Origin of the sequence: Kitasatospora sp. NPDC018619 (genome assembly GCF_044391605.1) — a bacterium.
Taxonomy (GTDB): domain Bacteria; phylum Actinomycetota; class Actinomycetes; order Streptomycetales; family Streptomycetaceae; genus Kitasatospora.
The window spans coordinates 510032-522454 of record NZ_JBISAI010000001.1 but is presented as its reverse complement, the minus strand read 5'-3'; the positions used below and the strand labels follow the sequence as shown (position 1 = coordinate 522454).

Here is a 12423-nt window from a genome sequence, read left to right as displayed (position 1 = left end):
CTCCCGCGGCGTCTGATGCCCTTGCCTGCGTGGTGCCTGCCACCACACTCCGTGCGCGCCACCCTACGAGATCCCGGCTCACCCGTTCCAGGCCGGGTGGCCGATCGGCGCGCCACGCCGCCCGCGCGGCCCGTACCGGGCCCGTACCGGGCCGCCGGACCACCCCCTAAGGTGCCGTCATGACCGGTACTGACCGCCCCCTGGTCTTCCTCGACGTGGACGGGCCGCTGATCCCCTTCGGGGACCCTCCGCCGGGCGGCTACCCCGTCCACCGCAGCCCGTACGTGCGGCCCGGCACGGTGCCCGGCGGGAATCCACTGATCACCCGGGTGGACCCGGAGTTGGGGCGGCGGCTGCTCGGCCTGCCCGGCGATCCGGTGTGGGCCACCACCTGGTTCGAGGACGCCAACGAGTGCCTGGCGCCCTGGCTCGGCCTGCCCCGACTGCCGGTCGTGCCCTGGCCGGTGGACGAGCCGGCCCCGGCGGACGGACCGGACGGGCCGACCGGTCGGGCCGGCCTGCACGGGAAGACCCGCGCGCTGGTCGCGTGGGCCGACGGACGGCCGTTCGCCTGGGTGGACGACGAGATCACCGCCGCCGACCGCCGCTGGGTGGCCGCCCACTCCCCCGCCCCCGCCCTGCTGCACCGGGTGGACCACCGACGCGGCCTCACCGAGGCCGACTTCACCGCCCTGGACGCCTGGCTGCGCACGGTCTGACCGACGCCGCGCCGCCCGCGCCGCCCGCTCCACCCGCGGCCCGTCGCCGGCCCGTCGCCGCCGGCCCGTCAACGCCGCTGCCCGGCCGCCCCCGTGGGCGCGGCCGGGCAGTCGGCGGTACGGGTCAGGAGCCCGCGAGCAGGTCCCGCAGCAGGGCGACGGTGTCGGCGTCCAGGTCCCGGCCGGTACGACGGCTGAGCGCGTCCAAGCGGTTGACGGCGCGCAGCAGTTGGTCCCGGGCGCCGGCCGAGGCGTAGGCGTAGAACAGGTCCCGGTGCAGCAGTTCGACGTCCGGGGCGACGGCGAGGCCGCGGAAGACGGCGGCCTCGGCGCTGCGGTGGTCGCCGTACTGGAGGCGGCGGGCGGCGAGTTCGTGGGCCGTGTCGACGATCGCCGCGATCATGTCCTGCCGCTCGGCCTCGGCCCAACCGTACGAGGCCGGCGGGGCCTCGGCGAACGGCGCACCGCGGACCAGCGCCAGGGCGTGGGCGAGGGCCGCGTCGGCGGTGGCGCTGGTGCTGCGCATGCCGCGCCGGTAGAGGCTGCGGAACTCGTCCCAGTCGCAGGTGACCGCCGGGGCGAAGGAGTAGCCCTCGGTGCCCTCGGTCGCCAGGAAGGCGAGGCCCTCCGAGGAGGTGCCGAACCACGCCGCCAGGTCGGCGAGTTTGGCCCGCAGCGGGCTCTCGGTGCCGGCCGTGGTGGGGTGCGGGTCGAGGTGTGCCGCGCCCGGGTGCAGGTCGTGGTCGAGCGCGTGGTGGTCGGCCCCGGGGCGCAGTGCCAGGTAGACGGCCAGCTCGGTGAGCCGGGGCAGCGCTCCGGGTGCGGCGGCGCCGAGGGCGCCCGCGACGTCCACCGGCCCGAGCAGCCGGATCCGGGGCGCGTTGCGGGGCGCGTGCGCCTCCGGGGAGCGGAGGATCGCGAGCAGGTCGTCGCTGTCGCTGCGGCCGGGCGTCGTCCGCGCGACCGGGGCGGCGGCAGGGCCGGGTTCGACGCCGGGCTCGGAGCGCTCCGTGCCGACGGCCTCCTCGGCTCCGACGGGCTCCGCCACCACGGCGGCTCCGGCGGGGCCGGCTCCGGCCGCGGCAGCGACGGCGGGCTCGGGGGCGGCCGCAGCGGCGGGCTCGGCCGACGGCGCCGGGCTCCCGGTCGTCGTCGATCCGTCCGGCTCCGCGACGGCGGGCTCCCCCGGGGCCTGCTGCGGCACGACCGGCTGCGGCACGACCGGCTGGACGGCGAGCACGACCGTCGCCGTGGACTCCGAGGAGCCCTCCCCCGGCTCGGCCGCTCCCTCGCCCTGCGGCCCGCCCGGCCGCCGCAGGTCACGGGTGGTCTCGTCGGTGGCCGCCTGCCGTCCCTGCCCGTTGACGGCGAACCGCGCCGGTCCGGCCGGTACCGGCCCCGAGGCCAGGGTCGGGGTCGGCGCCGACGCCGCGGGCGGCAGCGCGGCCGGGGTGGCCGGGGTGGGCGCGGGGGCGGGCGTCACCGGGTCGGTGCCCGCGAACGGGCTGGCCCCGGTGCCGATCACCCGGGCGAGCAGCCGGGGACCGGCGGCCGCGTCCGAGCCCTCCTCCGCGGCTCCGGCCGACGCGCCACCGGCCGGGGCGCCGTCGGCCGACACACCGCCGGCCGGGGCGCCCCCGGCCAGGGCCCCGACCGCCGCCGACGCCCCGACGGCGGCCAGCACCGGTACGGTGGCGGGCAGTTCGGTGGTGTCGGTGTCGTCCTCCGGCCCGTCCAACGTCCAGGCCGGAGCCGGGTGCTGGGTGGTGTCGTCGGCGACCCGGAGCAGCTCCGCCACCTGGTCGTACTGCCGGCCGGTGAGCCGCTGGAGCTCGACCGTGAGGTGCAGGCCCGGGATGGCGGCCTGGCCGACGGTCGGCAGGGTCCAGCGGGCGACCGGCCCGGTGCCGCGCTCGGGAGCGCGGGTGACGACGGCCACGCAGGTGCGCGGCCGGGCGTCCAGCAGGCGTCCGAGCTCGGCCGGGACGTCCCCGCCGGGCTGGTGAGCGCAGAGCACGATCTCGGGCGTCCAGGACTCGTCGGCCTGGCCCCGGCTGCGGGCCTCGCGCGGGCTGGTCGCCTCGGCCGCGACGAGGGTGGCGCGGGCCTTGGCGGTGCGCGGGCCGAGGGCCGCGAGCGCGGCCTCCAGGGTGGGGTGGCGGTGCACGCGTTCGGCGGCCGGGCCGGTGATCGGCACCTCTTCGGCCAGGTCGACCAGGTGCAGGTGGAGCCGGTCGGCGAGCGGGCTGTGGGCCAGCTCGATGGCGAGGGTGCGCAGCACGTCGCGGGCGTCGTCCGGATGGCCGGACAGGTGCAGCAGCCGGACGGCCTCCAGGTCGGCGAGGACTACCGAGCCGTCCGGCGAGGTGCCGAGGGTGACCAGCGCCGGGTAGGGCGCGGCGGTCTTCCGGGCCTGGGCGGCACCGAGCAGGTCGCCGGAGTCGGCACTGCACCACCACACGTTGGCGGCGTGCGCGGCGCGGAACGGCGCGATCGGGGTGGCCGGGCCGGACAGGTGCAGCTCGATGGTCTGGTCCGGGGTGATCCGGGCGGCGACGATGGCGGGCAGCCGCTTGCCGCCGCGCACGGTGTTGCGGGCCAGGGTGCGCAGGGCGCGGTCCAGCAGCTCCAGTCCGGCCTGGTCCTGCCGGGCCATCAGCTCGTTCTCGAAGGCGGCGGCCTCGGCCTCGGGCATCGCGATCCGGTGCCGGGGGCGGCGGGCGCGCTGCTGGGTGCCGCGCTTGTGGGCGACGGTACCGACCATGATCGCGGCGAGCAGCACACCGACCGTGGAGGCCGAGAGGGCGACGGTGTAGTCGCCGCTGGGGGCCGGGGCGGCGTGCGCGGCGGGGGCGGGCGCGTGGGTCGGCGCGTGCGTGGGCGCGGGCGCCGGGGCCGACTGCGGCGCGCCCGGCGCGGGAGCCCCCGGCGCCGGAGCCTGATCGGCGGGCGCCGGTGCCGGGGCCTGGGCCTGATCGGCGGGCGCGGGCGCGGGCGCCGGGGCCGGGGTCTGATCAGCGGGCGCGGGCGCCGGTGCCGGGGCCTGGTCGGCCGCAGCCGGAGCGGCACCGCCCGTCCCCGGCACCGCGAGCACCATCCCCGGCACGACCACGTCCGGGTCCGTCAGCCGCTCGCCGTCCGGGGCCTGCACCCCCTTGTTCGCCTCGAACAGGGCCGGCCACTGCTCGCCGTCCCCCAGCTCCCGCTGGGCGATCGCCGACAGGCTCTCCCCGGCCTGGACGGTGACGGTCCGCTGCCCGCCCGCACCACCGGGCGCCCCGGCCTCCGTCCCGGCCGGCGGGGCGCTCTGCGGCGCGCCCTGCGCCGTTCCCCCTCCCGGAGCCGGAGCGGGAGCCGGTGCCGGTGCACCCGCGTCGTCCGGCTTGGCGTCCGCCGGCATCAGCAGCTCCCAGCCGGGCTGGATCGGCCGGTCGGCGTCGAAGCGGATGCCCGAATCGCCCATCACCCGGCCGTCGTTGAGCTTGGCGATCTCCACCCACCGCTCCCCCGAGCCCAGTTGGCGCTCGGCGATGGACCACAGGCTGTCGGCCGGGCGGGAGTCCCGCACCGTGTACGTGGGCTGCTGCTGCTCGGCGGCCGGGGTCAGGGCCGGTGCGGCAGGCGCGGCAGGCAGCGCGGCGCGCTGCACGCCCGACGTCAACTGCGCCTGGGCCACGGCGGCGTGGGACAGTTCGGGGACGGCCGCGAACGCCGAGCCGGCCACCGGGAGCAGCGCCAGCACCGAGCCGACCAGCCCGGCCGCGAGCCGCTGGCTCCAGCCGAAGGCCGGGATGCGGCGGGCGATCCGGCCGCGCAGCTGGGCGGGGACCTCCAGCAGGACGGACAGCGCGAAGCAGGCCCAGGCGAGCCAGCCGACCACCACCAGCGCCCACAGGAACAGGCTTCCGTCGTCCGGACCGGTGAGCGCCTCGCCCACCCCGCCCGAGGCGACCTCGCCCATCCCGGCGACCGCGTCGGTGCCGTAGAGCAGCAGCGCGGGGACGCCGAACAGCAGGGCGACCAGGGCGACCAGCGCGCCGAGCGCGGTGATCACGGCGCGGCCGCGGCCGCGGGGTGGTCGGGGCGCCGGGGCGGCGGGCCTCCGGGCGCCGCCGGCGCGGTGGGACGTCCCGGCCCGGCCGCTCGGGGCCTGGGCGGTACGGGCCTGGTCCTTGGCACGTGGCGCGGCCATCAGTCGGTCTCCGCTTTCTCGACTCCGTGGACGAGGGTCGCACTGCCCTTGCCCGTTACCTTCCGTTCCCCGAGGGCGCCCAGCAGCACCGGGCGGTAGTCGGCCTGCACGGTGACGGTGACGACCTTGCCGTCACCGGAGAAGGCGACGTCGCCCGCCCGCAGGCCGTACAGGGCGAGGTAGGCGTCGGCGGCGTCCCGGACGTACTTCTCCTGGACCTTGAAGCCCTGGCCCTGCAGGACGGCGGCCCGGTCGAGTTGCTGCCCGCCGACCCGCGCGGCCTCCAGGGCGTAGGCGTCGGTCCGCTCGGCGACCCGCAGCCGGCCGCCGGCGTCGATCACCAGGGCGATGACGAGCACGACGAAGGCCGCGCAGATCGCCACGAAGAGGGCCACCGCGCCCCGGTCGGACCGGCGCGCCGACAGCCGTCGCCGCAGACGGCTCACCACTTCCGTCCCCTCCCCCCACTTCGCACGACGCTCTCCCCACCGGCCCCCACCGGGCGCCGCTCGGTACCGTTGTGTCATCCCCCGAGCGCTCTCCGCTTGCGTCTCCCCCGCACGGGCCGTCTCCAATCCCCCGTCTTGCGGGGGACGGCACCGCGCGCCGTCACGTGCCCCGGTAACGGTCCACCACCGAGGTGAACTCGCCGACGAGGTGCTTCGTCACGGGCACCCCGGACGGCCCGCCCAGCAGGTCGGCGAGTTCCACGTCGCAGACCACCCTGACCGTCACGGTGGTGACCGGTCCGCCCGGCAGCTCCAGCTCCCCCCGGGCCACCCGCACCTCCCCGTCGCGGCAGGACACTCCCTGCTGGCGCAGCGTCGCGAGGGCGGACTCCCTGGCCGGCTGGTCCATCCCGTCCACGCTGCGCTGGAGCGAGGCCGTCCTGGCCGCGGCCCGCGCGGCGGCCTCCACGGTGCCGGCCGTGCTCTGCACCCGTCCGGCGGCGACGGCCAGCAGGACCAGCCCGACCACCCCCGGCACCACGATCGCCGCCTCGATGGCGATCCCGCCGCGGTCCCGCCGGCGCCGCCACGGCCGGAGCCGGTGGCCCGCCGACCGCGCCGTGCCCGTCACGGCTTCACCACCGGCGGGACGAAGCGCTCGCGCGGTGCCTCCGCGAACTGGGTGATGTCGGGCGCCTTGAGCCCGGGTATCAGCAGCGGCGGGGCCAGCCGCACGGTGACCCGGATGGTCTGCGCCGTGCTGCCGTCGGTCCGCACCGTGTACCCGTGCACCCCCTGCCGGTCGAGGAAGTCGCGGGCCTGCCGCTGGGCCGCCTCGTTCTTCTCGCCATCCGTCGCGCTGCCCTGCACCCGTCCCGCGTCCACGCCCTCGCGGGCGGCGGTGAGCGCGACCTGCCGGTCGTACCACCACAGCGCGGCCTGGACGACGAGCATCAGGAGCACCAGGACGACCGGGAAGACGATGGCGAGGCTCACGCTCATCGACCCCCGGTCGCCCCTGCGGCGCAGAGCGGCACGCATCACGGGGTGGCGCCGCCCGCGCCCGCGCCCGGCATGTTCGGGTCCTGCTCGACCTTCTTGACGACCTTCTCCTTCAGCAGGTACAGCGCGCCCGCCACGGCACCCGCGACGAAGACCAACGCGATGATGGCGAGGGCGAGTTCGATGCTGATCGCGCCGCGGTCACCGCGTGCCCGGGCGGCCCGCAGCCGGCCGACCCGGAAGGTGAACATCAGCAGCGCGAACTGCACGGGTAGCAGGAGGGGGCGCAGCGCCCGGCCCGCCAGCTGGACGAGTCGTACGGTCATCGGGTTCTCCCGGGGGGTGTCACGGTGTGGTGTGGTGTGCTGTGGTGCCGACTGCTCCGGTACGGAGGCCGGACGGGCGGGCGGACGCGGTCAGTTGAGCATCTGGTGCAGCGCGGGGAAGACGATCAGGACGGTCATCAGCAGGGTCAACGCGGCCCCGGGCGCGACCATCCGCTCGCTGTCGGCGTTCGCCCGGGCGAGGTCCTCGGCGAGGAGTTCCCCGCGCAGGCTCCTGGCACGGGCCCGCAGGGTGTCGTACACGGCGGCGCCGTCGGTGCCGGACAGCCGCATGATGTCCGCCACGTCCTGGAGCGGGCTGAGCCCCAACTCCTCGGCCAGCGCGTCGAGTCCGGCCCACGGCGGGAGCCGGTCGGTGGCCGCGCGCTCCAGGGCGTCGCGGATCCGCCGGAACACCGCGCCCTGCCCCACGGCGGCGGCCCGGCGCAGCGCCTCGGCGGGGCCGCAGTCGGCGGCCCGCTCCATCGCGACGAGCTCCAGGTAGGCGGCGATGCCGTGCAGGTACTCGGTGCGCGCCTCCTTGGCCTCGCCGCGCACGATGGCGTCCGGCACGAACCAGAGCAGTCCGGCCAGCAGCGGCCCGGCGACCAGCGGCAGGGCGAACGGCAGTCCGACGTCCATCAGCGCGGCCATCGCGCCCAGGTAGGCGGGCAGCACCAGGCCGAGCGCGGCGAACAGCAGCTTGTGCACCATGAACCGGGCCGGGGTGCGGCCGATCAGGGCGAGTTCGCGGCGCGGGACGGTGACCCAGCGCAGGTGGGCGGACCGCTCGCCGATCCGGTCGTACCAGCGGGGCCGCTCGTCCGGGTCCTGTTCGCGGTCGGCGGGGGTGGCGTGCAGCCGGTCCAGCGCCTGGCGCAGGTCCGGCGGGGCGGGCCGCAGTTCGGCGACCAGCAGGGCGAGGCCGCCGGCCGCTGCGGCTCCGGCCAGCACGGACCAGGGGGAGATCACCGGACCTCCCCGAGCTGCTCGGCCGGCTCCGGCCGGGCGGCCGGCTCCGGCCGGGCGGCCGGCGCGGCGCTCCGCCGTCCGCTCCTGCTGCGCCGGTCGGGCGTCAGCAGCCGGGGCACCAGCGGGTGCGAGGCCAGCGCCCGCATCCAGGCGATGATCGCCACGAACAGCAGGGCGACCACGGCGAGCACCACCTGGCCGAGGAGCGTCCCGTACGGCCGGGTGTACTCGGTGTTGAAGGAGCCGACCGTGACGACCAGCACGATGATGCCGACCAGCCAGCGGATGGTGGTCCGGTGCTTGGCCCGGTCGGCCTCGATGGCGCGGCGCTGACGGACCTCCTCGCGGACCGAGTCGGCCATGTCGGAGAGCGTGCGGGCCAGGCCGGGGCCGCTGTCGCCGGCCCGCAGCACCAGCGCGGCGAGCACCTTGTCGGCGGTGGCGTCGGCGAGGCTGTCGGCGAAGGAGCGCAGCGCCTCCTCGGGCCGCCAGCGGGCCTGCAACCGGGCGGCCAGCTCGCCGATCTCGTCCTCCAGGGCGGCCGGGGCGGTGCGGCGGCTGGTGACGATGGCCTGGTTGAGGCCGACGCCGAGCAGCAGCACGTCGGCGATCCGCTGGGTCCACTCGGAGAGCGCCTCCAGCCGCTCGATCCGGTGGGTGTCGGGGCGGGTGGTGTCGAACAGCCAGGGCAGGCCGAAGACGGCCAGCGGCACCAGCAGCGCGGTCAGCGGGATGCCGGTGAACAGCCAGGCCAGCGGCGCGCCGACGAGCGCGGCCGGCAGCTGGACGCGGCGCAGCCGCACCATCCGGTGGGCGGCCGTCCCGGGGGCGCCGTACCAGAACACGTGGATCCGGCCGGCCAGCGGGTTCTCCGCCCGCTCGGCCGCGTCCTCGTCGCCGGGCCCGCTGCCGCGCGCCCAGGCCACCAGGGCGACCAGGCCGCCCGCGACGGCCAGCCCGCACAGGGCGAAGAGCAGCATCACCGCGTGCCACCGCCGATCCGCAGCTGGAGCGGGCCGGCCCAACTCCCGTACCGGGAGCCGAGCAGCGAGGCGTCGAAGCCGGCCCGGCGCAGGTCGTCCAGGCACTGCGGCGGGGTGTGCGGGACGGCGCGCGGCTCACCGAGGTCCGGCCGGGGGCCGAAGACGGTGTTCATCGCGGGCCGCCCGCTCTCCCCGAGGCCGGTGACCTCCAGGACGTGGGAGACGAAGCGGTGCCGGCGGCCGCCGACGGCGGTCTCGTCGACCATGGTGACGTGCACGATGAGGTCCAGGGCGTTGGCGGTGAGCCGGTAGGCGAGCGAGTCGGTCATGTGGGAGCCGTACTCCAGGCAGAGCTCGGCGATGCGGTCGACGACCATGTGCGGGCCGCGGGCGTGCAGGGTGCACATCGAGCCGCCCTCGCCGTTGGTCATCACCCGCAGCATCGGGACGACCTCGCCGGAGCGGACCTCCCCGACGATGATCCGGGAGAGCGTCATGCGCAGCGCGGCCGGGATGAGGTCGCCGATGCTCAACTCCCCGGCCAGGCGGCCCTCGACGCGCTCGCCGTTGCCCTCGCGGGCCTCCATCGGGACGACCTGGCGCAGGTGGCCGAGGGTGTGCAGCCAGAGCTCGAACTCCGACTCCAGGGTGCCGATCCGTTCGTCCGGCGGGATCTCGGCGGCCATCGCGCGCAGCAGGCTGGTCTTGCCGACGCCCTGGGTGCCCGTGATCATCACGTTCTTCCGGGCCCGGATGGCGGCGGCCAGGAAGGCGGCCAGGGTGGCGTCCAGGGTGCCGAGTTCCACCATCTCGGGCAGCGTCGCCGAGGCCACCCGGTGGCGCCGGATCGCCACGTACGGGCGGGGCGTCACCTCGGTGAGCGCCTGGAGGCGCATGCCGCCCTCCAGGCGCAGCGCGAGGGTCGGGCTGGCGGTGGACAGGCTGCGCTCGCCGCCGCCGTGCTGGCGGGCCAGGTCCTGGAGCAGCTCGACGAGTTCGGCGTCACTGTCGGCCACCGGCGGTACCTGGCGCAGGGGTTGGTGCACCTTGGAGACCCAGACGTCGTCGCAGCCGTTGATCAGGATGTTCTCGATCTCGGGGTCGTCCAGGTACGGCTGGAGCCGCCCGGCCCGGAACAGCAGGTCGAAGACGGCCTCGGCGAGGGCGCGGTCCTGCTCGCGGGTGGGCGGGATGCCGTGGGTCTGCGCGTAGGCGTCGGACCACCGGGCCACCGCTTCCTCGATCAGCGCCCGGCCGCGCTGGCGGCGGGTGGCGCGGTCGGGATCGGTGCCGGAGGACGCCGTCAACCGGATGATCTGCTGGTGCAGTTCGGCCGCGACCTGGCGCTTGAGCTCGCGGGCGACCTGCGGGTCGACGGCGGGCCGGGTGGCGGCGCCGCGCAGGTCCAGCGAGGGCAGCTGGGAGGGTACGGCGGTCGGCCCGGCCGCGCCGGGCGGGCCGGGCTGGGGCGCGGCGGGCTGCGCGGCGGCGGGCTGGGGTGCGACCGGGCCGGGCCGGTACCCGTGCGGCGGAGCGACCGGGCCGGGCGCCGCTGCGGGTGCGGGCGCGGGTGCGGCCCACGGCAGCGCGGCCGGGTCGGCGGAAGGACGCTGGTGCAGGGGGCTACCGCGCACGGAGCACCTCCCCGGGATCGTGCGGGAACGGTCCGCCGGGGTCGTCCCGGCGTTCCGTCACCACCGGTTGCTGGAGCCGGTACTGGTCGTCCTGCTCGCCGTACGGAGCGTGCTGGACGTGTGCCGGGAACGGCGCCGGCGCGGCCGGCTGCGGTGCCAGCCCGGCCAGCGGCGCCACCGGCCCGGTGGTGATCACCGGTGGGACGGGCTGCGGCGGGGCGTACGAGGGCGGCTCGCCCTCGGGCACCGGGTGGCCGGACCGGCCGGGCGGGTACGGGTCCTGGAGCTGACCGCCCTGGCCGTACCCCGCAGCAGGGGCGTACCCCGGTGTGCCGTACCCGTGCGGGCCGTGCCCCGGCCGCCCGTACGGCCCCGGAACGGACACCGGCGGCTGCGCCTGCTGCGGCGACTGCGAGGGCTGCGCTGCCATCGGCACGGGCGGGGCCGGTACCGGCGGGGCGGCCGCCGCCGGCGCCGCCTCCCGCACCGCACCCGGCGCGAGCCGTTGGCGCCGCCGGCGGACCAGCAGTTGTACCTCGTCCGCCGCCGACCGCGCCGTGCGCATCAGCTCCGAGCGGATGAACCGCCGGTCGGTGGTGTCCCCGCCGTCGGAGAGCACCCTCGCCGTCCGGGGGGCGTGCGGCAGCACCGCGAGCACCGGTAGCCCGAGCTCGCGGGACACCTCCGCCCGGGTGTACGGCCCCTCGGCGACCAGCAGCAGGCCGAGCGCGTCGGCCCCGGTGCCGGCGGCGGCCAGGTCCTCGGCCAGGGCGGCGAGCCGGGGCCGGACGGAGCTCAGCCCGCGCAGCGTGGTCCGCACCGTCGCCACCACCGCGTCGGCGCGGCGGGCCAGCACCGCGCTGTGGCCGCCGGCACCGGAGCGGCCGAGGTCCACGATGACGTCGTAGCCCTGCTGTTCGATGCCGTGCAGCAGCTCGGCGAGCGGCTCCCAGGTGTAGGCCAGGCCGGGCGCCTGGGTCGGGTCGGTCAGCCCGGGCAGCAGCAGCCGCTCGGCATTGCCCTCGGGCGAGAGGTCGATCAGCTGCTCCCAGATGGTCTGCGCGAGCAGCCCGCGCCGGTCGGCGACGGCCAGGTTGCGCAGCCCGTACACCGCCTCGACCCGGCCCTCCAGGGCGCCGGCGAGCACCGCGCCGCCGTCCGGGTCGGCCTCGACCAGCAGGATCCGCCGGCCGGGCGGCAGCGGCCAGGACAGCAGCAGTGCCAGGGCGGTGGTGGTCGCCCCCGGTGCTCCCGGGCCGCCGACCACCGCGATCACGGCCATCAGGCGCCGCCCGTCGCGGGCGGCGTCCCGGGGGCGGCACCGCCCGGCGTGGCAGCGCCCGGCGTGCCCGCGCCGGGGGCGGGAGCGGCCGAGGGCGCTCCGCTCGGCGCCGGAGCCGGTGCGGCGCCGCCGGCCGCCCCGCCGCGCGGCGCGAGCAGCACCTGGATCCGCCCGCTCGCCACCCACTGGGCCAGCCGGGGCCCGTCCGCGGTGCCGACCGCCACGTCGACCACCTGGCTGCCGTCGGTGTCCACCCGGCCGACGGTGATCACCGTGGCGGGCAGCGAGTCGGCCCGGCCGTTGTCGGGGGTGAAGACGATGACCAGCTGCACCCCGGGCTGGAGCCGGCTGGCCGGCAGCTGGCTGCGCTTGGCCGACACCCCGACCACGATCTGCCCGGGCTGCACCGACAGGCCCTGCGCGAGGTCGGAGCCGGTCAGCATCGCGCCGCGCTTGAGGTCGGTGGCGGCCCGCATGCCGACCGCCCTGGCGCGGTCCTGGGCCGACACCGGGTGCAGCGCCGGGTCCCCCGCGATCCGGGCGACCACCAGGTCGTCCTCGGTGATCACCTGGCCCCACGGCACGTCCCGGGCCAGCGCCAGCACCGCGACCCGCTGGCCGGTGCTGTTGTAGAGCACGGCACCGCCCAGCCCCCCGGCCGCGATCAGCGCGACCGCCATCGCCAGCACCGCCGGACGGCGCCGCCGCGCCCGCATGGTCCGCCCGGGGGCGTGCGGCACCGCCCGGCCCCGGCCCTGGCCGCCGCCCTGCTCCGGCTGCTCCGGGAGCGCCACGGACGCCGCCGCGCCCGCGGAGGTGCCGGATCCCGGCGTCGCGAACGTACGGTTCTCCACCGGGTTCCGCCCT

At 77.5% G+C, this 12423-nt stretch carries 11 protein-coding genes; 1 reads left to right on the top strand and 10 read right to left on the bottom strand.

Annotation, left to right across the window (positions count from 1 at the left end):
- Positions 1–179: 179 nt before the first annotated feature.
- Positions 180–719, top strand: a complete 540-nt coding sequence (locus ACH5AR_RS02050; RefSeq protein ID WP_396299415.1) for a hypothetical protein — start codon at positions 180–182, stop codon at positions 717–719.
- 124 nt (positions 720–843) lie between these two features.
- Here the strand turns inward: ACH5AR_RS02050 and ACH5AR_RS02045 are convergent, their stop codons facing one another.
- The 10 genes from ACH5AR_RS02045 to ACH5AR_RS02000 all read right to left on the bottom strand — a co-directional run bounded on the left by ACH5AR_RS02045 (position 844) and on the right by ACH5AR_RS02000 (position 12410).
- Entirely contained in the window at positions 844–4911 is a 4068-nt protein-coding gene (locus ACH5AR_RS02045; protein WP_396299414.1) for a LysM peptidoglycan-binding domain-containing protein, read from the bottom strand.
- Positions 4911–5360 carry a hypothetical protein gene (locus ACH5AR_RS02040; RefSeq protein ID WP_396299413.1) on the bottom strand — a complete coding sequence of 150 codons (450 nt, stop codon included), beginning with the start codon at positions 5358–5360 and terminating at the stop codon, positions 4911–4913. Before ACH5AR_RS02040 ends, ACH5AR_RS02045 begins: the two co-directional genes overlap by 1 nt.
- A 160-nt stretch (positions 5361–5520) precedes the next feature.
- Positions 5521–5991 carry a TadE/TadG family type IV pilus assembly protein gene (locus ACH5AR_RS02035; RefSeq protein ID WP_396299412.1) on the bottom strand — a complete coding sequence of 157 codons (471 nt, stop codon included), beginning with the start codon at positions 5989–5991 and terminating at the stop codon, positions 5521–5523.
- The gene (locus ACH5AR_RS02030) at positions 5988–6362 is read right to left on the bottom strand and encodes a TadE/TadG family type IV pilus assembly protein (RefSeq protein ID WP_396299411.1); all 375 of its coding nucleotides are present in this window, start codon (positions 6360–6362) and stop codon (positions 5988–5990) included. The genes ACH5AR_RS02035 and ACH5AR_RS02030 overlap by 4 nt, the downstream gene beginning before the upstream one ends.
- 38 nt (positions 6363–6400) lie before the next feature.
- Complete coding sequence (locus tag ACH5AR_RS02025; protein ID WP_396299410.1) at positions 6401–6688, bottom strand: hypothetical protein; 288 nt, start codon at positions 6686–6688, stop codon at positions 6401–6403.
- Positions 6689–6778: 90 nt separating this feature from the next.
- The gene (locus ACH5AR_RS02020; RefSeq protein ID WP_396299409.1) at positions 6779–7657 is read right to left on the bottom strand and encodes a type II secretion system F family protein; all 879 of its coding nucleotides are present in this window, start codon (positions 7655–7657) and stop codon (positions 6779–6781) included.
- Positions 7654–8637 (bottom strand): type II secretion system F family protein, encoded by a 984-nt coding sequence (locus ACH5AR_RS02015; protein WP_396299408.1) that lies wholly within the window; start codon positions 8635–8637, stop codon positions 7654–7656. The genes ACH5AR_RS02020 and ACH5AR_RS02015 overlap by 4 nt, the downstream gene beginning before the upstream one ends.
- A complete protein-coding gene (locus ACH5AR_RS02010; protein ID WP_396299407.1) occupies positions 8637–10274 on the bottom strand; it encodes a CpaF family protein in 1638 nt (545 codons plus the stop codon). Before ACH5AR_RS02010 ends, ACH5AR_RS02015 begins: the two co-directional genes overlap by 1 nt.
- Entirely contained in the window at positions 10264–11556 is a 1293-nt protein-coding gene (locus ACH5AR_RS02005) for a hypothetical protein (protein ID WP_396299406.1), read from the bottom strand. The genes ACH5AR_RS02010 and ACH5AR_RS02005 overlap by 11 nt, the downstream gene beginning before the upstream one ends.
- Positions 11556–12410, bottom strand: a complete 855-nt coding sequence (locus tag ACH5AR_RS02000; RefSeq protein ID WP_396299405.1) for an SAF domain-containing protein — start codon at positions 12408–12410, stop codon at positions 11556–11558. The genes ACH5AR_RS02005 and ACH5AR_RS02000 overlap by 1 nt, the downstream gene beginning before the upstream one ends.
- Positions 12411–12423: the final 13 nt, after the last annotated feature.